General features: G+C 62.5%; 20 protein-coding genes. 14 read left to right on the forward strand and 6 right to left on the reverse strand.

The annotated features are described in order from the left end of the window. The first annotated feature begins 35 nt into the window (after nucleotides 1-35). The 3 genes from crcB to trxB all read left to right on the forward strand — a co-directional run bounded on the left by crcB (nucleotide 36) and on the right by trxB (nucleotide 1,779). Nucleotides 36-425, forward strand: coding sequence for a fluoride efflux transporter CrcB (gene crcB / locus JMJ54_RS01405; RefSeq protein WP_203536161.1), 390 nt, complete (start codon nucleotides 36-38; stop codon nucleotides 423-425). Then, on the forward strand, nucleotides 425-751 hold the full coding sequence (locus tag JMJ54_RS01410; RefSeq protein WP_203536162.1) for a DUF190 domain-containing protein: 327 nt from the start codon (nucleotides 425-427) through the stop codon (nucleotides 749-751). Before crcB ends, JMJ54_RS01410 begins: the two co-directional genes overlap by 1 nt. A gap of 74 nt (nucleotides 752-825) precedes the next feature. After that, nucleotides 826-1,779 (forward strand): thioredoxin-disulfide reductase, encoded by a 954-nt coding sequence (gene trxB, locus JMJ54_RS01415; RefSeq protein WP_203536163.1) that lies wholly within the window; start codon nucleotides 826-828, stop codon nucleotides 1,777-1,779. Between the two features lie 56 nt (nucleotides 1,780-1,835). On the opposite strand, the gene JMJ54_RS01420 is transcribed toward trxB, so the two are convergent. From JMJ54_RS01420 to dcd, 3 genes are all read right to left on the reverse strand, one after another. Then, entirely contained in the window at nucleotides 1,836-2,225 is a 390-nt protein-coding gene (locus JMJ54_RS01420; protein ID WP_203536164.1) for a hypothetical protein, read from the reverse strand. Nucleotides 2,226-2,302: 77 nt separating this feature from the next. Continuing rightward, nucleotides 2,303-4,417 carry an HDOD domain-containing protein gene (locus tag JMJ54_RS01425; RefSeq protein WP_203536165.1) on the reverse strand — a complete coding sequence of 705 codons (2,115 nt, stop codon included), beginning with the start codon at nucleotides 4,415-4,417 and terminating at the stop codon, nucleotides 2,303-2,305. Nucleotides 4,418-4,545: 128 nt separating this feature from the next. Then, nucleotides 4,546-5,121 (reverse strand): dCTP deaminase, encoded by a 576-nt coding sequence (gene dcd / locus JMJ54_RS01430; RefSeq protein ID WP_189459331.1) that lies wholly within the window; start codon nucleotides 5,119-5,121, stop codon nucleotides 4,546-4,548. Nucleotides 5,122-5,282: 161 nt separating this feature from the next. Between dcd and JMJ54_RS01435 the strand changes: the two genes are divergently transcribed. The 4 genes from JMJ54_RS01435 to JMJ54_RS01450 all read left to right on the forward strand — a co-directional run bounded on the left by JMJ54_RS01435 (nucleotide 5,283) and on the right by JMJ54_RS01450 (nucleotide 8,831). Then, entirely contained in the window at nucleotides 5,283-5,741 is a 459-nt protein-coding gene (locus JMJ54_RS01435; protein WP_203536166.1) for a peroxiredoxin, read from the forward strand. A gap of 75 nt (nucleotides 5,742-5,816) precedes the next feature. Continuing rightward, nucleotides 5,817-7,226, forward strand: a complete 1,410-nt coding sequence (locus JMJ54_RS01440; RefSeq protein ID WP_203536167.1) for a PhoH family protein — start codon at nucleotides 5,817-5,819, stop codon at nucleotides 7,224-7,226. Between the two features lie 188 nt (nucleotides 7,227-7,414). Next, a complete protein-coding gene (locus tag JMJ54_RS01445) occupies nucleotides 7,415-7,954 on the forward strand; it encodes a GNAT family N-acetyltransferase (RefSeq protein WP_203536168.1) in 540 nt (179 codons plus the stop codon). Nucleotides 7,955-8,069: 115 nt separating this feature from the next. Further along, nucleotides 8,070-8,831, forward strand: coding sequence for a ParA family protein (locus JMJ54_RS01450; protein ID WP_203536169.1), 762 nt, complete (start codon nucleotides 8,070-8,072; stop codon nucleotides 8,829-8,831). A gap of 40 nt (nucleotides 8,832-8,871) precedes the next feature. Here the strand turns inward: JMJ54_RS01450 and JMJ54_RS01455 are convergent, their stop codons facing one another. Further along, a complete protein-coding gene (locus JMJ54_RS01455) occupies nucleotides 8,872-9,297 on the reverse strand; it encodes a cupin domain-containing protein (RefSeq protein ID WP_238999829.1) in 426 nt (141 codons plus the stop codon). Nucleotides 9,298-9,695: 398 nt separating this feature from the next. On the opposite strand from JMJ54_RS01455, the gene JMJ54_RS01460 reads away from it, so the two are divergent. The 4 genes from JMJ54_RS01460 to JMJ54_RS01475 all read left to right on the forward strand — a co-directional run bounded on the left by JMJ54_RS01460 (nucleotide 9,696) and on the right by JMJ54_RS01475 (nucleotide 14,031). Then, the gene (locus JMJ54_RS01460) at nucleotides 9,696-10,763 is read left to right on the forward strand and encodes a type II asparaginase (protein WP_203536170.1); all 1,068 of its coding nucleotides are present in this window, start codon (nucleotides 9,696-9,698) and stop codon (nucleotides 10,761-10,763) included. 251 nt (nucleotides 10,764-11,014) lie between these two features. Next, entirely contained in the window at nucleotides 11,015-11,677 is a 663-nt protein-coding gene (locus tag JMJ54_RS01465) for a hypothetical protein (protein ID WP_203536171.1), read from the forward strand. Beyond that, nucleotides 11,677-12,381 (forward strand): hypothetical protein, encoded by a 705-nt coding sequence (locus tag JMJ54_RS01470; RefSeq protein WP_203536172.1) that lies wholly within the window; start codon nucleotides 11,677-11,679, stop codon nucleotides 12,379-12,381. The genes JMJ54_RS01465 and JMJ54_RS01470 overlap by 1 nt, the downstream gene beginning before the upstream one ends. Before the next feature lie 18 nt (nucleotides 12,382-12,399). Further along, nucleotides 12,400-14,031 (forward strand): Dyp-type peroxidase, encoded by a 1,632-nt coding sequence (locus JMJ54_RS01475; protein ID WP_203536173.1) that lies wholly within the window; start codon nucleotides 12,400-12,402, stop codon nucleotides 14,029-14,031. Nucleotides 14,032-14,139: 108 nt separating this feature from the next. On the opposite strand, the gene JMJ54_RS19335 is transcribed toward JMJ54_RS01475, so the two are convergent. After that, a complete protein-coding gene (locus JMJ54_RS19335; protein WP_203536174.1) occupies nucleotides 14,140-14,526 on the reverse strand; it encodes a winged helix-turn-helix transcriptional regulator in 387 nt (128 codons plus the stop codon). Between the two features lie 185 nt (nucleotides 14,527-14,711). Here JMJ54_RS19335 and JMJ54_RS01485 point away from each other — a divergent pair, with 185 nt between their 5' ends. The 3 genes from JMJ54_RS01485 (at nucleotide 14,712) to JMJ54_RS01495 (ending at nucleotide 16,769) form a co-directional block, all read left to right on the forward strand. Continuing rightward, the gene (locus tag JMJ54_RS01485) at nucleotides 14,712-15,764 is read left to right on the forward strand and encodes a quinone oxidoreductase family protein (protein WP_203536175.1); all 1,053 of its coding nucleotides are present in this window, start codon (nucleotides 14,712-14,714) and stop codon (nucleotides 15,762-15,764) included. Further along, a complete protein-coding gene (locus JMJ54_RS01490) occupies nucleotides 15,757-16,257 on the forward strand; it encodes a RidA family protein (protein ID WP_203536176.1) in 501 nt (166 codons plus the stop codon). The genes JMJ54_RS01485 and JMJ54_RS01490 overlap by 8 nt, the downstream gene beginning before the upstream one ends. 122 nt (nucleotides 16,258-16,379) lie before the next feature. After that, complete coding sequence (locus JMJ54_RS01495) at nucleotides 16,380-16,769, forward strand: YdgH/BhsA/McbA family protein (protein WP_203536177.1); 390 nt, start codon at nucleotides 16,380-16,382, stop codon at nucleotides 16,767-16,769. Here the strand turns inward: JMJ54_RS01495 and cobA are convergent. Continuing rightward, nucleotides 16,766-17,500: a uroporphyrinogen-III C-methyltransferase gene (cobA, locus tag JMJ54_RS01500; protein ID WP_238999830.1), complete on the reverse strand. Its 735-nt coding sequence runs from the start codon at nucleotides 17,498-17,500 to the stop codon at nucleotides 16,766-16,768. The genes JMJ54_RS01495 and cobA overlap by 4 nt on opposite strands. Nucleotides 17,501-17,511 lie beyond the last annotated feature (11 nt).

Below are 17,511 nucleotides of genomic sequence, written 5' to 3' on the forward strand. Positions count from 1 at the left end.
TAATCGTCGGCAAATCCGACGACCTGATAACGACTATGAACTATACCAGCCTGATTTTCATCGGCATTGGTGCGGCACTCGGCGCGTGGGCACGCTGGGGGCTATCGATCGCATTAAACCCGCTTTTTCCGACCGTACCGGCCGGCACACTCGCGGCCAACTGGATCGGTGGCTACCTGATGGGCCTGTCGCTCGGCGCATTCACGCTCTGGCAAGGGATATCGCCCGAGATCAAGCTATTGATAACGACGGGATTTCTCGGCGGGCTGACGACGTTTTCCACGTTCTCGGCCGAAATGACCACGCTGATCCTGCGACAGCAGTTCGGCTGGGCCGTCGCGGCGATCGGCCTGCACGTCGGCGGCTCGCTGACACTGACCTGGCTGGGACTCAAGACCGTCGCAGCACTCAAGGGAGGCATGTGATGCAGCTGATCCGCTTCTACCTGACGCAAACCCGCCGCCACCATGGCGTTCTGCTGTACGAATGGCTGCTCAAGCAGGCGCACGCGCAGGGCGCCAGTGGTGCAACCGCGTTTCATGCGCTTGCCGGCTTCGGGCGCCACGGCTGGCATGAAGCGACATTCTTTGAACTCGCCGGCGATGTGCCGGTCGCAGTCGAAGTCATTGCGAGCGACGAAGTCGTCGCCCGGCTGATCGCGGCAATCACTGCGGAACAACTGTCGCTCCCCTACCTGCAAGTGCCGGTGGCGCTGCACACCACCGGTGATGCGGACCAATCGAGTCAATAGACATATTCGATTAGATGCCCCGACTACAGCTGATTTAAACTATCCCCCTTTGCGCCCCTCTTCAAGGAATGCCCATGGCCACCAAGCACGCCAGTCTGTTGATTCTCGGTTCCGGCCCGGCCGGCTACACCGCCGCCGTCTATGCCGCTCGTGCCAACCTGAACCCGGTACTGGTGACCGGCCTGGCACAAGGCGGTCAACTGATGACGACCACCGATGTCGACAACTGGCCGGCCGATGCCGACGGCGTTCAGGGTCCGGAGCTGATGATGCGTTTCCAGAAGCATGCGGAACGCTTCGGCACCGAAATGATCTTCGACCATATCCACACGACGCACCTGAACGAAAAACCGATCCGTCTGGTCGGCGACTCGGGCGAATACACCTGCGACGCGCTGATCATCGCGACCGGCGCATCGGCACAGTATCTCGGCATTCCGTCGGAAGAAGCGTTCGCCGGTCGCGGCGTTTCGGCTTGCGCGACGTGTGACGGCTTCTTCTACCGTGGCCAGAAGGTCGCGGTCGTCGGCGGCGGCAACACTGCAGTCGAAGAAGCGCTCTACCTCGCCAACATCGCCGCGCACGTCACGCTGGTGCATCGTCGCGATACCTTCCGCGCCGAGAAGATCCTCGTCGACCACCTGATGGCCAAGGTTGCCGAAGGCAAGATTTCGCTCGAACTGAACCAGACGCTCGATGAAGTGCTCGGCGACGCCAGTGGCGTGACTGGCGCGCGCCTGAAGTCGAGCCAGGACGGCGCCACCAAGAACCTCGAAGTTGCCGGCGTATTCATCGCCATCGGCCACAAGCCGAACACCGACATCTTCCGTGGCCAGATCGAAATGGACAGCACCGGTTACATCATCACCAAGGGCGGTCGTGACGGTGGCGCCACCGCAACGACCGCACCGGGCGTGTTTGCCGCCGGTGACGTGCAGGATCACATCTACCGTCAGGCTGTCACCAGCGCCGCTTCGGGATGCCAGGCCGCACTCGATGCCGACAAGTACCTGGAAACGCTGCGCTGATCGAGCCGTAGCCAGATACGAAAAAGCGCACCCTCGGGTGCGCTTTTTTTCATCCGTCAGGCAAGTTTGAGAATGACACCAACCAGCAGCAGCGCCAGCACAGCGCAAAACCAGAACTGCAGCCGGCCGCGCCGTCGCAACACCTCGATTTCCCCCACCATGCGCGCATTCTGCTCGGCCAGCTCACCCAGAAGCCGGGTTGATGCTTGCAGGCCCTCGTGCAGGCCAATCACCTCGTGCCTGTTTTCCTCGACCAGCCGCTCAAGCCGGGCAATCCGTGCAGCATCGTCCCCGTCGCCAGCGGTTTCGATGACGATCTCGCGCGGCGGCTCGATCGATTTTGCCTTGGTGAACAGCCGTTTGGTCGCATCGATGATCTTGGGGGCATTCTCGATTACTTGCCCCCAGGGGATGGCCTGCAGGGCGACCAGCCAGTTAATTGCCATGATTCACTCCGGTTGTGCGCGCGATTGCGGTGCAAGCGATCGTCCGCACCGCCACCTCTCCGGCTCCACGCTCGCGTTCACGATTGCGCCTGTCGAATCGCCATCAACGCCTGATTGCGTAATGTCTTGAGCAGGTTCAGCTCTTCGTTGCCGATCTTCAGGCTGCCTGCCGTACGCCGATCGCCGTACAGCAAGCCGATCACCTGCTTGTCGAGCACCAGCGGCAGCACGATGAAGGTCTTCGCCGCCAGATGCTGCGAGTGCCATGCCGGAATGCGGTCGCGGATCGTCGCATCGTCGGTATCTTCGATCAGGATGTCGGCATTGCGCTGCAGCGCAACCTGAAAGACATCCATCACCGCGCCCAGTTCAACCCTGAACCCCGGGATGACCGAAGCGATGTCGCTGCCGAACCCGAACCGACCCACAATCACCGATCGTTTCGGTTCGCGCGTGCAGAGCAGGACGCGATCGAAACCGACCCCGCGATACATGGTCTCCAGCACCATGCGGAGCAGGTCGTTAAGCTTGAAGCCGCCAACCAGCGTATTGGCAATGTCCTGCACGCCGGCCGCGATCACGGCGGTGTTCGCGCGCGTGGCATCCTCCAGCGTTGTTTCGAGCCTCGCCCGGTCGATCGTGTCGGGCACGCTGGCGACGCCCTTAAGCTTTGCCGCGTCGAACTCGTCCAGCCGTCGAAGAAATGCGCTACTGCCCGCGCCCATGCCCAGTGCCTGCAGATAATCCCGGAACTGCACCGACACCTCGTGCAAGGTTTCACTCAGGTCATCCAGCGTCAGCCCCGTCGCCGGCAGATAACGCCGCTGAAGCTGCTCGAGCCGGCCGGCGCCGGTCTCGCAGGGCTGCTCCAAGACCGCCAACAGCTCGTGACCGAAATTGGCGTACACGCGCAGGCGATCCTGCTCGGCGTGTGCCGGACGCACGACACCATCGGGCAAGCACTGCATGCTGCGGCAGATGCGCTCGGGAAAGCGCCACTGCTTGGCAACCCCGCTACCGAGCTCTGCAAAATCGAGCCCGAGCACCGATTTGGCCGCCAGCGTCTCGCTACGCCCTTCGCGACACCGCTGGTCGATGCGCAGATTGTCGTCGGGGAAATAGTAGATCGTCAGCAGTCGGCCCAAGTGATGCAGCATCCCGCAAACCAGCGTTTCCTCGGCATCCCTGGCCCCGCTGCGGCGATGCAGCGCCCGGGCGAGCAAGCCGGAAAAGAACGCCCGAAGCGTCGCCTCCTTGATCGTCTGCGCCTGATGCTTGTCGTGAAGGTGCTCGAACAGCAGCACGGTAACGGCAAGGCTGTGGATGGTGTTGAAACCCAGAATGACGATGGCCCGCGATACGGTACTGATCGTGCCGCCGTACTGACCGTAAATCGCCGAATTGGCCAGACGCAGCAGTTTGTTGGTCAGCGCGAAATCGCGCAGCACCACGTCGGACAAGCCCTGCAGATGCTCGGCGTCATCCATCTGGATCTGGTTGAGGTTGCTGATCGCCTGCGACAAAGCGGGAAAATCACCACTACGCTGCATCCGCCAGAGCAGGCGGTCGAGTGTGGTGCCGGCTGCGCCGATCTCACGACCCTGTGCCTCGAGCCAACCGCGCAAAACCTGCATCCAGACATCAAGATTGCCGCTACCGTCACCAGCCAGCAGCGGTTGCAGCTCGGCCAGCTCGGGGCGCGCAGCCATATCGCCCAGCAAGCGCTGCAGCAGACGGATCGCGGCAGGAAGCGGATTGGCACCGGCGGCATCCGGCACGGGCAGCAACCAGGGGCCGTTTCGGGCGTCGATCAGCAACTGCGTTTCACCAAACGCGAGTGACATGCCTTGCTGCTGTGCCGCCTGCCAAGCAGCAAGACTGTCCAGCACCCAGGTCACCGCGAGCACCGGCGTCACCGGTCCCTCCCGCTTGAGACGTTGCACCAGCGGTTCGGCAGCCACTTCGCCAAGCGCCAACCAGCTCGTGTCGTCCAACCGGATGACGTCAAACGGCACCAGCAGCTGCGGGTGCCGCAGCGCAAGCAACTGCCGGCCGATTGTTTCGTCGCAGGCAGGCCGGATCGACAGCAGGAGCACGAGGGCACTGGATTGTTCATCCAGTCCCCGATGCATCGCCCAGCAGGCGTCCTGCAGCAGCATTTCCGTGATTCGATAGCGCGATTGCAGTGTCATACCCCTCTCCTGTCTGCACTTATAGCGTGCAGCCAGAGGGGTGTCATGCCCGATGCAATCCGGTGCAACAAAAAAGCCGCCGGCTGATGGCCGACGGCTTTGGAAGAGGCTGTTCGAACGGGCAGTGCTCAGGTTTTCGGCAGCGTCACGCCGCTCTGGCCCTGATACTTGCCGCCGCGATCGCGGTAGCTGGTTTCGCAGACATCATCTTCATCCGCTTCGAAGAACAGCACCTGTGCCACACCTTCGTTGGCGTAGATCTTTGCCGGCAGCGGCGTGGTATTGGAGAACTCCAGCGTCACATAGCCTTCCCACTCGGGCTCGAACGGCGTGACGTTGACGATGATGCCGCAGCGCGCGTACGTCGACTTGCCGAGACACACCGTCAGCGCATTGCGCGGAATGCGGAAGTACTCGACCGTGCGGGCCAGCGCGAACGAGTTCGGCGGAATGATGCAGTAGCCCTTGCCCGAGACGTCGACGAAGCTGTTTTCGTCGAAATTCTTCGGATCGACGATGGTGCTGTTCAGATTGGTGAACACCTTGAATTCGTCGGCGCAGCGGATGTCGTAGCCATAGCTCGACGTGCCGTAGGACACGATGCGCTCGCCGTTCACTTCCTTCACCTGCCCCGGAATGAAGGGTTCGATCATGCCGTGCTCTTCGGCCATACGGCGGATCCACTTGTCCGACTTGATGCTCATCGCGCTTTACCCATTGAAATTCGGTTGAATGGCCGGCATTTTACCGACAAGCCGCGCATCACGGGTACACCAGTATTTCTGGCCCCGCTCGTCTTGCTCTCGCAGCAACGATTGCCGACAATCAAGGCAAGGGAACAGAACAACAAGGAGCACCCGTACCGATGTCCAAGCAACCCTGCCCGGCCCTGAGCCTGCCCACCACCAGCGGCGGCCTTTTCGACACCGAGGCACTCAAAGGCCAGGCCTTTGTTCTCTACTTCTACCCCAAGGACAACACCCCGGGGTGCACCACCGAAGGCAACGACTTCCGCATTCATCACGAGGCGTTCGAAGCGGCCCACGTCAAGGTGTTCGGCATCAGTCGCGACAGCGTCAAGTCGCACGAAAACTTCAAAACCAAGCAGTGTTTTCCTTTTGAACTCGTTTCCGACCCGGAGGAGATCGCCTGCGAAGCATTTGGTGTCATGAAAATGAAGAATATGTATGGCAAACAGGTACGCGGCGTCGAACGCAGCACCTTTGTCATCGACCGTGCCGGCGACATCGTCAGGGAATGGCGTGGCGTCAAGGTACCCAGACATGTCGAAGAAGTACTCGATTTTGTCCAGACACTGAAATAAGAGAAGCGGCGCGTGCGCCGCTTTTTTCATGGCTGTGGCACTCGCACAGCACAACACGCTCAAAAGGGGAACGACATGGCTGCCCGCAAGCCTCGCCGCAAGGACGACACCAAGCTGTTCGTACTCGACACCAATGTGTTGATGCACGATCCGACCTCGCTGTTCCGTTTCCAGGAGCATGACCTCTTCCTGCCGATGATGACGCTGGAAGAACTCGACAACAACAAGAAGGGCATGTCCGAAGTCGCCCGCAACGCCCGCCAGGCCAGCCGCTTCATGGAGGAACTGGTCGCCGGGCGTGAACACAGCCTGCACGAGGGCGTGCCGCTGGATGGCCCGAGCAAGGGCCAGGCAGTCGGCCGGCTGTTCCTGCAGACCGAAGCCATCACCAGCGTCCTGCCGTCGCAACTGCCGATGGGCAAGGCCGACAACCAGATCCTCGGCGTCGTGCACCACCTGCAGCAGATGCAGCCCAAGCGCCATGTCATCCTCGTGTCGAAAGACATCAACATGCGCATCAAGGCCCGCACGATGGGGCTGGCGGCCGAGGACTACTTCAACGACAAGGTACTCGAGGATACCGACCTCCTCTACACCGGCATGCGCGAGATCGACCAGGCGTTCTGGGAGAAAAACGGCAAGGATCTGCAGAGCTGGCAGGAAGGCGGCCGCAGCTACTGGCGGATCAAGGGCCCGGACGTCATCGACCTCTATCCGAATCAGCTGCTGTACCAGCAGGGCGAGACGCCGTTCATTGCCCGCGTTGCCGAGATCGACGGCAAGAGCGCGCTGATCGTCAGCCTCAAGGATTACTCGCACCAGAAGAACGCCATCTGGGGCATTCTGGCGCGCAACCGCGAACAGAACTTCGCGCTCAACCTGCTGATGGACCCGGAGATCGATTTCATCTCGCTGCTCGGTCAGGCCGGCACCGGCAAGACCTTGCTGACGCTGGCGGCAAGCCTCGCGCAGACGCTGGAAACCAAGATCTACAGCGAGATCATCATGACCCGGGTCACCGTGCCGGTCGGCGAGGACATCGGCTTTTTGCCGGGGACCGAAGAGGAAAAGATGCAGCCGTGGATGGGCGCGCTCGAGGACAACCTCGACGTGCTGAACCAGACCGACGCCGAAGCCGGTGACTGGGGCCGTGCCGCGACGCGCGATCTGATCCGGTCGCGCATCAAGGTCAAGTCGCTCAACTTCATGCGCGGCCGCACCTTCCTCAACAAGTTCCTGATCATCGACGAAGCGCAGAACCTGACGCCCAAGCAGATGAAGACGCTGATCACACGTGCCGGCCCCGGCACCAAGGTCGTGTGTCTGGGCAACGTCAGCCAGATCGACACACCCTACCTGACCGAGGGCTCGTCCGGGCTGACCTACGTCGTCGACCGCTTCAAGGGCTGGAACCACTCGGGCCACATCACGCTGCAGCGCGGCGAGCGCTCGCGGCTGGCCGACTACGCCGCCGAAACGCTCTAGGCCAACGCCGAACGGCACAACGCGGGCAAATCCGCCCGCGTTGTGCGCTTCCCACGAAGCAATCACAATGCAATCCGCAACTGCCGTTGCCACAGTGGCCCCGCCAAGCCGATTCGCTCCCGCCGTATTCAATCGCCTGCGACGCACGCCCGCTGCGCCGATCGCTCCCCGCCGACCTGGATCACCCGATGACGCAGAATCTGCGCAACCTGCACATTGCAACCGAACGCCTGAACCTGCGTGCCTTTACCCTCGATGACGTCGATGCACTGCATGCGCTGACGCTTCAGCCCGAAATCACCGACATTCTCAACGACTGGGCCATGAGCCAAGAGCAATGCACACAATGGCTAACGTGGCACTGCAAGCGTTACGACGACTTCAACCCTGCCCAGCCTGCCCTGCCGCTCGCCATCTGCTTACCCGCGGGAGAGATGATCGGCTGGCTGGGCATCTGGCCCAAACCCAGCGTCAAGGTTGATTGGCCGGAAATGGCTTACGCAATCTCGCGCGACCATCGGGGTCAGGGATACGTCAGTGAAGCAGTGCGCGCCGCCAGCAACTGGCTGTTCGAGTGCGGCCCGCTTCCTGCGTTGATGGCAATCGCCAAGCCAGAGCACGAGCCTTCGCGCCGGGTGCTGCTGCGCAGCGGCTTCACTCAGCAAGGCACGGTCGAATGCGCGGACGACGGCACGTTCGACTACTTCGTACTCGCTCGTCCCGCGTAAAAATCAGCAAATGCTGTTGCACGGGCCGGCGCTGCCGGTCCTTTTTGCGTTCCGGGCTTTGAATCGGAGCGGCTTTTGGTTATGGTCGGCGGTCCAAGCAACGGCAAAGCACATCATGACCACGATTGCGGTCTTCAACCAGAAGGGCGGCGTCGGCAAGACGACCGTCACGGCCAACCTTGCCGCCGCCATGGCGCAGAACGGCACTGCGCCGCTGGTGATCGACCTCGACCCGCAGGCCCACCTGAGTCACTACTGGGGTTTCGGTGCTGCGCCTGGCCCGACGATCCACGACTTCTTCCGCGGTGTGGCAGCACTGTCCGATCTGGTCCGGCCGTTGCCGAACGGCATCGACTTCATTCCGTCCGAACTGGCGCTGTCGAAAGTCGACGCCCAGCTCACCCGTCACCGTGACCACCTGTGGCGGCTCCAGCTCGGGCTGACCGCCGAGATGCTGGCCGATCACGCGCCGGTGCTGATCGATTGTGGCCCGATGCTCGGCGTACTGGGCTTCTCCGCCCTGCTCGCTGCCGACCTCGTACTGGTGCCGGTTTCTCCCGAAACACTGGCGCTGCACGGAGCACGCATGAGCGCCCGCACGCTGGCCGGTCTGGAACGCCTGCTGCCACGCAAGCCGCGCCGCTACCTGCTCAACCGCTACCAGAGCGGCAACATCAGCAGCGAACACGCCTTGCGGCAGCTGCGCCACGACTATCCCGGCGAAGTCCTCGGTGCGACGATTCGCCCTGCCGAACTGTACGAAGCGGCGGTGATCCGCCACGCCGACGTATTCTCGCTCGACCCGGACAGCGATGCCGCGCAGGACATGGCCTTGCTGCTCGACGAACTGATCGAAACCGGCCTGATCGCACTCTGACCCGACCGGGATTCCCGGGGCGCGGCCAAACGGGCGCCGACTAGGCCGTCTGATCGACCACGACAAAGTACTTTCGCACCGTCTCGACCACTTCGAACCGGCCGGCGAAGCCTGCCGGAATCACGCCGGCTTCCCCCGGGCCGAATTCGGCTACGGCCCCTGTCCCGTCGTGCAACCGGACCCGACCTTCGATCACACAGAAAAACTCGTCGCGATTGTCCGCAAAGCGGATGTTCCAGCTTCCGACCTCGCACCCCCAGACACCGCACGACAGCCCTTGTCGCGCGTAATGCTCCCAGGTCGTCCGCAAGGGATTGCCGTCGACGCGGCGATCCGCGCGCGGATGGTCGTGGCTGGGCGACGTTTCGGCCGTCGTGAACTGGCAGATGGCGGAGTGATTCATGTTCGGTGTCGCATAAAAGCCGAAAGCATAGCCGATTAGGGCGTCGGCAATGGCAAAGGCCATCCGGCAAGCCGTTGGCCATCTCCATGTTTGCACCGCGCCAAATCGATGCACGCCGCAGCGCATCCATTCGCCAACACGCCGTATCGCCCCGGACAAGTCCTTGCGACGGCAGTGATTTCAGCATTGGCCAAATCGGTGCCAGCCACGCACCGGCAATGTGCAGCCGCAACAATTTCAACCGCTAAGTGCCTGATTTCATTTCCCAATAGAGCATTAACCGGCCGGCATCGCTAAGGCGTTTCCCCATCAGGAAACATGGCAATAGGATTGCAAAAACACGGCGTGCATGATGATTTTCACCCTGCCAGACGGCAGCGCACATCAACCCCAGAAAAGCGCAGGCGCCGTATCACCGATCCGGGATCAAGCCGCCTGCCAGATACTCGGAGAGCATGCGGATGTTTGCCACCCTTACCAAGCAAGGCCTTTGTGCCGCGGCACTGTTTGCCGCCGTATCCGTGCACGCAGCAGACAAACTGCCGAACGTGGTCATCCTGGCCACCGGCGGCACGATTGCCGGCACCGGTGCCACCAGCACCACCACGGTCGGCTACACCGCGGCCAAGATCGGCGTCGAGAAGCTGATCGAAGCCGTGCCGGAAATGAAGAAAGTGGCCAACGTCAAAGGCGAGCAGGTGTTCCAGATCGCCAGCGAAAGCATGACCAACGATCACTGGCTCAAGCTCGCCAAGCGCGTCAACGAGCTGCTGAAGCAGTCGGACGTGGACGGCATCGTCATCACCCACGGCACCGACACCATCGAGGAAACCGCCTACTTCCTCAATCTCACGGTCAAGAGCAAGAAACCGGTGATCATCGTCGGCTCGATGCGTCCGTCGACCGCGATCAGCGCCGACGGCCCGATCAACCTGTACAACGCCGTTGCGACCGCCGGCAGCAAGGACTCGGTCGGCCGCGGCGTGCTGGTGACGCTGAACGACGAAATCCAGGGCGCGCGTGACGTCACCAAGACCAATACCATGACCGCCAACACCTTCCGCTCGCCGGAACTGGGCAGCCTCGGCTACATCGTCTCGGGCAAGCCGATCTTCTACCGCGCCAGCACCCGCAAGAACACGGCCGATACCGAGTTCGACGTCAGCAAGCTCGACAAGCTGCCCGCTGTCGACATCGCCTACGGCTCGGCCAATGCCAACACCATCGCCATCGACGCCTTCGCCGCAGCCGGCGACGTCGGCATCGTCTATGCCGGCACCGGCGACGGCAGCCTGGCCAATACCGTGCGCCCGCGTCTGACCGAACTGCGCAAGCAAGGCCTGCAGATCGTCCGCTCCTCGCGCGTCGGCAACGGCCCGACCATCCGCAACGGCGAAAACAACGATGACGAAACCGACTTCGTCGTCTCGGACACGCTCAGCCCGCAAAAGGCCCGCATCCTGCTGATGCTGGCACTGACAAAGACGAAGGACACCAAGGAAATCCAGCGGATGTTCTACACCTACTGAAATTACGCGGGACTCCACCGTGCCAGCACGAACAAAGCCACCGCAAGGTGGCTTTGTTGTATGTGCCGGAAGCCACAACCGGATAGCGCCAGACTCGAACGCCAGAGTCCTCTCCTGCAAAGCAACCCACAGTTTGCAAGCAAAAACTTGCATGCCAACAGCATGCAAACTAAGATCGTCAGCGAGAAAATTGAATTATGTAAGACAAACGTAACGTACGTCCGGATCAACGACCACTCCCGAGGGCAGCCATGTCCAACATTGCCGGCAAAGCCTATGCAATGAACGTAGTAACGCCAATACGCTGGTATACGGTATGGCTCAACAAAGTGATTTTCTGGGCCGCACTTAAAAACCCGTCCACGCTCAAAGGCCTGATTACCTTGTCGCTGATCCATTACGCGCGCTGGGTGATCATTGGCCGCAACCAGTTTCCGCATGTCCACCCCAGCCAGCCGAAAGAAGACCTCAAGTACGCATACATGCTGTTCTTCAGCAATTTCAACGGCAGTTGGGATCAGTATGTCGACTCGTTCACCTTTGCCATTCCCAGCGGACTGGACATGTTCTGGAAATGGAACATCCGTTATCCCAAATCGGTCGCGCTGACGCCGTTCCATAAATACATCCGCTACAACCAGCTCGACACGCTGCACTACTACAACGCTTATCCGCTCGCCACGTCCAATGACGTGAAATCGGCCCGCATCGTCAAGGCCAAACTGCTGGATTTCGACAGTACCACCCGCGAAAGCAGTGACGACGAATTCGCCCGGCAATACCGCAAGCTGCTGCGGGACCTGCAGCACGACCTGGGCGATATGTACCCCACACCCATCGTCAGCATGTCGGCCTATCAGGTCGAGCGGCGCCAGCGCTGGCATGACGGCCAACTCGACGGGAGCAAGCACTGATGGGCAATCTCAGTGGCAACGCCTATGCACTGACGGTACTTTCGCCGATCAGGCCCGGTATCGTCGCGGACGAAGAAATCGCCTATGCAGACAGGGTCCGCAGCATTCTGCTGAGCTGGAATGAGCTGAAAAACAGCCCGATGACAGCGGTACCGCAGACCTATCTGTGCCGCTATTTCGTGCTCGACAATCCGTATACCGAATCACTGCCCGGCGGCGGTGCGCTCGACACCATCAGCGACTGGCTGCCAGTGGTGCCCGACTGGCTGCGGCGCGCCGTCATGCCGGCACACGATCAGCTCAAGTCGCGCTATCTGGTGTTCTCCGCCAATGTCCATGTCGGCCCGTCCGGCAATATTGCGCCCTATCTGCGCGGCATGTGGCAGGCCATACGTCCGCAGATCGAATCGATCTGGCAGTACTGCTACGGCTTTGACGAGGTCAAGGATGCCGACGGTTTCGCCACTTATATTCAGCGCTGCGCACTGCCTGCATCGCTGTTTTTTGTCGGCTCCAACGACGAGGCTCTGCCCGAGCAGCTCAAGGCGCTGTACATCAAGCAGGAGTTCGCCAAGTTCGCCGTCGCCAACCAGGGCCTGCCGACCGCAACCTTGCGGCAGCACTTCCGGGACTTCATGACGCGCATCGCCCCGCACGAACTGGCCGCCCCCACCTGGGAACCCGGCAAGTACCGACTGCCCTGATCAACAAGGATTGCAAGCGTGACCCAACAACTGGATTTGCTGGATATTCAGGGCAATGTGCTGCGTGCCTACGGCCGCTTTCGTTATCCGGCCGCCCGCTACGTGTTTTTCAATATCCGTGACGGTGCCCGCGGGCGTGATTTTGTTGCCGCCCTGACCCGTCGCGTGACCACCGCGGTGCAATGGGGCGAAGGGCCGGACAAACTGCCCGCGCCCGAGTGGACACTGAATGTCGCCTTCGCCTACCAGGGACTGAAAGAGCTGGATCTGCCGCGCGAGTCGCTGATCGGCTTCTCGCCCGAATTCGTCGCCGGCATGAAAGACCGCCGGGACATCTTGGGCGATGACGGCCCGAGCGCCCCCGAACACTGGGACCCGATCTGGCAGCGCAACCGCGAAACGCGCGAGCATGACGTACACATCTTCGTCTCCATCAACGGCCTGATGCCCCTCCCCAAGGACGCCGACCCCGCCGTGATACACGCTGCAGTACAGGAAGCACAGGCACGCGTCGAGGCCGGTTACCGGTGGCTGCAGGATCAGTTGGCCGCATGCCAGGGTGGCGTGGTGCAGTTGGGCGGGCATCGCGGCGACGACGGCGATCTGCTTGATTATCAGGACGTGAAGGCCGTGCTGGACAACGGCGTACCGACCAGCAAGGAGCACTTCGGCTACACCGACGGGATTGGCGACCCGGTGTTCGAAGGCGTGCCCTACGATGCGGACCGCATCAACGGCCGGGGCAAGCAACTGGACAACGGCCAGTGGGCGCCGCTGGCGGCCGGCGAGTTCCTGCTCGGCCACACCGACGAAGCGCTGGAATACCCACCCGCCCCCAGCCCGCTGCTGCTGTCACGCAACGGCACGTACATGATCTACCGCAAGCTGCACGAGAACGTCGGCACGTTCGAAAAGTACCTGGACGAACACGGCGAACGCTATCAGGGCGGCAAGGAGCTGCTGGCAGCCAAATTCGTCGGCCGCTGGCGCGACAACGGCGCGCCCATCGTCAAGGCCTGGGATGCCGGCAGCAAGCTGCGCTTCGATGCCGAGTACAAGGCTGCCGACAGCCACGGCAAGGATCAGCTCCTGAGCAACTTCACCTACGACGAGGACATGAGCGGCGGTCGCTGCCCTTTCAGCGCACACATTCGCCGCATCAACCCGCGCGCCTCGCTTGAGCTCACCCGCGACGAACAGCCCCCGGCCAAAGTCTGCGGCGGATTCAGCGTCAGCAAAGGCGCGTTCGACACCCCCGGCGCACTCAGCAACCGCCGCCGCATCCTGCGCCGCGGACTGCCCTACGGCGAGGTCAAGGATCGCAGCCGCGACGACGGCAATCACGGCATCGTCATCATGATGCTCAATGCCGACATCAACCGGCAGTTCGAATTCGTCCAGCAGCAGTGGATCAATTACGGCAACGACTTCAAGGCCGGCAACGACAAGGAAATCCTGCTCGGCAACCATAGCCAGAGCGAACACTTCCCCAGCAAGGCCGTACTGCAGGTCGACCCGAACAGCGACGAAGCCCCCTACATCCTGCCGCGCCTGCCGCGTTTCGTGGAAACACGTGGCGGTGACTACTTCTTCGTACCCAGCCTGACCGCATTGCGCATGATCGCAGCCGGCACGGTGGATCCGACCTGAGATCCGGCTCGCTGCATCACACGCATACAGCGACGTACCGACAACACCCCCTTCGCCAGTGCGACGGGGGTGTTGTGCATTCAATGGCCTCGTACCGAAGTTGGTGCTTCACTCGCCCTGTTTGCTTGCGGCCTCGGCGCTGCGACGCAGGTTGTCTTCGAGTTCGTCCAGTGCCGCAGCATTGTCCTTGGCCCAGTCGTACAACGCGCTCAGCGGCTCGACAAACCGGATGCCCAGCGGCGTCAGCGAATACTCGACTTTCGGCGGCACGACGTGAAACACCTCGCGATGCACCAGACCGCCGTTTTCCACCTCCCGCAACGTCTGCGTCAGCATTTTTTTCGAGATGCCGGGCAGCGCGCGCTCCAGCTGGCCGGTACGCATCGGGCCGTAGCTCAGCACCGACAGGACCATCGACGTCCACTTGCCGTTGAGGATGTAGTGGATCCGCCGTTGCGGGCAGTTTTCTCGCAGGATGAAATCCGGTTCAGCCATCCGGCATGCCTCCAAAAGTTACCAAATGGTAACTACATTACAAAAAAGTACCTACTTTTCAAATAGTTAGTACACCTCTTAGGATTGTAGCACCTGTCCGGAACCCGCTCCGCGTTCACCCGGCCACGTAGTGAGCGCCCCGGGGCATTTCGTCCGGACAAGCCATTTGAACCTGGAGGTACACCATGCAAGCAGCAGTCATCCACGCCTTCGGCGGCCCCGAGCAGATCCGCCTTGAAGAGGTCGCCACACCACGTCCCGGCCCGGGCGAAGCGCTGGTCAAGGTGCTGGCCGTCGGCATCAACCGGCTGGATCATTACGTGCGCCTGGGTCAGATTGCCCCGGCGCTGGCCTTCCCGCACATCCTCGGCTCGGACGCCATCGGCGAAGTCGTCGAACTGGGCGAAGGCGTCAGCCGCGTCAGCGTCGGCGATCGCGTCATCACCATGCCGGGCTACCCGACCGACCCGGCCCACACCGATGTGCGCCCGGTCACCGCTGCCGCCAGTTATGCCATTCCGGGCATCCAGATTCCCGGCACATATGCGCAATACGTCGTCGTGCCCGAGCACTGGCTGCTCCGCGACACGACCGACCTGCCTGCCGAGCAGCTCGCCGCACTGCCGGTAGCGCTGCTGATCGCGATCCGCTCTGTCCAGATTGTCGGCGAGGTCAAGGCTGGCGACCGGGTGCTGATCCACGCCGGCGCATCGAGCACCGGCATCATGGCCATCCAGGTAGCCCGTGCGCTAGGCGCACGGGTCGCCACGACGGTGCAGAGCGCTGCATCGGCCGAGCTGGCAAACCAGCTGGGCGCCGAGCTGGTCATCGACAGCAACGGGCAGGACTTCGTCGAAGCCGTCCGCAACTGGACCGGCGGCGCCGGTGTCGACGTGGCGATCGACAATCTCGGTGGTGACGTACTCGCCCGGACCATTGCCGCCGTCAGGCCGCTCGGCATCATCGTCACGATGGGCTTCATGGCTGGCACGACCGTGAGCTTCGATATCCGCGATTTCTTCTTCTCGCAGAAGCAGCTGCGCGGCACGCTGGTTGGCGACATCGAGGACTTTGCTGCCTGGCTCGAACCGATCAAGGCCGGCCGGATCAAGCCACAGATCGACAGCGTGCTGCCGCTGTCGCAAGCCGCCGAGGCGCACCGGCGCATTGCGGCCAACCAGGCACGGGGCAGCATCATCCTGCGGCCGTGGCCAAGCACCGGGGCCGATCATGACTGACGACGTCGTTGCACGCCTGGCCGGGCTCGGCCTCACCCTGCCCGAGCCGCCCCAGCCACTCGGCGCCTATCAGGCGGTTGTCCGGACCGGATCGTTGCTGTTCGTCTCGATGCAGGGGCCGGCCATTGCCGGCGAACCCGTACTGCTCGGGCGCATCGGCGCGGAGCTGACTGTCGACGAAGGGCGCGAGGCGGCCCGGCGTGCGGTACTCAACGCGCTTGCGCAGCTTCATCGCCACCTCGGTAGCTTCAACACGCTGGTACAGCTTGTCCGGCTGGATGGCTACATCACCTGCAGCGACGACTTCACCGGGCACGCTCAGGTGCTCGATGCCGCATCGGAACTGCTCGTCGCCGTACTGGGTGACCGCGGTGCACACGTGCGGACGGTATGCGGCGTCCGCAACCTGCCCGGCGGACTGCCGGTCGGCCTCGCCCTGACTTGCGCAGTTCAGGACGCCCCAGCGGCAGCATCGTCCGGCGCTTCCGGCTGAATCGGCGTACGTCACCGGCCGCACTGCGGTCGGCGACACATGGCCCGGCGGCAAAGTTTCTTATGGCAACAACTGGCCGCCACGCTACAATCGGGATTGATTCTCATCTCACGAGTTCAATCATGCCGCTTCGCCGCCTTGTTCCTGCCCTGTTTGCACTGGCCCTGAGCGCCTGCGCCAGCATCGACGCCACGTCGACCCAGTACGTCGGCGTGGCCCACCCCGCGCCGACCGACCCGGCATCGGTACAGATCCTGCGTGAAGAGCCGAAGAAGCCGTTCGACCGGATCGGCGAAGTGAAGATCGACGCCAGCACCGATCCTGCACCCGGCGTGACCGAAGTCGAGGACAAGCTGCGCGCCGAGGCAGCGAAGCTCGGCGCCGACGCCGTCGTCATCGTCTACGACCGCATCCAGCCGGTCGGCGCCTATGTGTCGGGTCCCTACTGGGCAGCAACGGTGCAGGACATCGAAGGCCACCGGCTGATCGGCATCGCGATCAAGTACCGCTAGGCCGCCAGCGGCAAGGCGGTCGGCAGCGCTTCGCCAACCGCCTCGCCGACGAGGATGATTGCCGGGCTGCCGAGCCCGGCCGCCTCGGCATCGCCGGCCAGTGCACTGAGTGTCGTCACCAGCCTTTGCTCGCGATCGGTGCTGGCCCATTGCACCACAGCCGCCGGCGTACAAGAAGGCAAGGTCCGCATCAGGCCATCGCTCAGGCTGCCGATCCGTCTCATGCCCATGTAGATCACCAGCGTCGTCCCGGCCGCGGCCAGCGCATCCCAGTCCGGCTCGGAATGGTCCTGCGCATGCGCGGTGACGAAGGTCACGCCACGGCAGTGCTCGCGATGCGTCAACGAAATGCCGAGGCTCGCCGCAGCGGCGAGGCCGGAGCTGATGCCGTTGACGATCTCGACCGCCACGCCAGCCGCCTGCAGGTAGGCAATCTCCTCGCCGGCACGGCCGAACAGCAGCACCTCGCCGCCCTTCACCCGTACAACGGCCTTGCCGGCCAGCGCATAGCGGCGCATCAGCCGCTGGATGAAATCCTGCGGCGTCGATTTGCAGCCGCCGCGCTTGCCGACGCGGATCACTCGCGCCTGTGGCGCCAACTTCACGATGTCGGGATTCGCGAGATCGTCGAGCAGCAGGATCTCGGCCGCCGCCAGCGCCTTGGCCGCCTTCAGCGTCAGCAGATCCAGATCGCCGGGGCCGGCACCGAGCAGGGTTACTTTGCCGTTCATGATGTTCTCCT

The organism is Jeongeupia naejangsanensis, from assembly GCF_016865585.1.
Classification (GTDB): domain Bacteria; phylum Pseudomonadota; class Gammaproteobacteria; order Burkholderiales; family Chitinibacteraceae; genus Jeongeupia; species Jeongeupia naejangsanensis.

Excerpts from the sequence above, each read along its gene's own strand:
- JMJ54_RS01450 (WP_203536169.1), top strand. The coding sequence starts at position 8,070 with ATGACCACGATTGCGGTCTTCAACCAGAAGGGCGGCGTCGGCAAGACG.
- JMJ54_RS01420 (WP_203536164.1), bottom strand. The coding sequence starts at position 2,225 with ATGGCAATTAACTGGCTGGTCGCCCTGCAGGCCATCCCCTGGGGGCAA.
- JMJ54_RS01410 (WP_203536162.1), top strand. The coding sequence starts at position 425 with ATGCAGCTGATCCGCTTCTACCTGACGCAAACCCGCCGCCACCATGGC.
- JMJ54_RS01490 (WP_203536176.1), top strand. The coding sequence starts at position 15,757 with ATGACTGACGACGTCGTTGCACGCCTGGCCGGGCTCGGCCTCACCCTG.
- cobA (WP_238999830.1), bottom strand. The coding sequence starts at position 17,500 with ATGAACGGCAAAGTAACCCTGCTCGGTGCCGGCCCCGGCGATCTGGAT.
- JMJ54_RS01435 (WP_203536166.1), top strand. The coding sequence starts at position 5,283 with ATGTCCAAGCAACCCTGCCCGGCCCTGAGCCTGCCCACCACCAGCGGC.
- JMJ54_RS01445 (WP_203536168.1), top strand. The coding sequence starts at position 7,415 with ATGACGCAGAATCTGCGCAACCTGCACATTGCAACCGAACGCCTGAAC.
- JMJ54_RS01460 (WP_203536170.1), top strand. The coding sequence starts at position 9,696 with ATGTTTGCCACCCTTACCAAGCAAGGCCTTTGTGCCGCGGCACTGTTT.
- dcd (WP_189459331.1), bottom strand. The coding sequence starts at position 5,121 with ATGAGCATCAAGTCGGACAAGTGGATCCGCCGTATGGCCGAAGAGCAC.
- JMJ54_RS01465 (WP_203536171.1), top strand. The coding sequence starts at position 11,015 with ATGTCCAACATTGCCGGCAAAGCCTATGCAATGAACGTAGTAACGCCA.
- trxB (WP_203536163.1), top strand. The coding sequence starts at position 826 with ATGGCCACCAAGCACGCCAGTCTGTTGATTCTCGGTTCCGGCCCGGCC.
- JMJ54_RS01455 (WP_238999829.1), bottom strand. The coding sequence starts at position 9,297 with ATGGCCTTTGCCATTGCCGACGCCCTAATCGGCTATGCTTTCGGCTTT.
- JMJ54_RS01470 (WP_203536172.1), top strand. The coding sequence starts at position 11,677 with ATGGGCAATCTCAGTGGCAACGCCTATGCACTGACGGTACTTTCGCCG.
- JMJ54_RS01425 (WP_203536165.1), bottom strand. The coding sequence starts at position 4,417 with ATGACACTGCAATCGCGCTATCGAATCACGGAAATGCTGCTGCAGGAC.
- JMJ54_RS01485 (WP_203536175.1), top strand. The coding sequence starts at position 14,712 with ATGCAAGCAGCAGTCATCCACGCCTTCGGCGGCCCCGAGCAGATCCGC.
- JMJ54_RS01495 (WP_203536177.1), top strand. The coding sequence starts at position 16,380 with ATGCCGCTTCGCCGCCTTGTTCCTGCCCTGTTTGCACTGGCCCTGAGC.
- JMJ54_RS01440 (WP_203536167.1), top strand. The coding sequence starts at position 5,817 with ATGGCTGCCCGCAAGCCTCGCCGCAAGGACGACACCAAGCTGTTCGTA.
- JMJ54_RS19335 (WP_203536174.1), bottom strand. The coding sequence starts at position 14,526 with ATGGCTGAACCGGATTTCATCCTGCGAGAAAACTGCCCGCAACGGCGG.
- crcB (WP_203536161.1), top strand. The coding sequence starts at position 36 with ATGAACTATACCAGCCTGATTTTCATCGGCATTGGTGCGGCACTCGGC.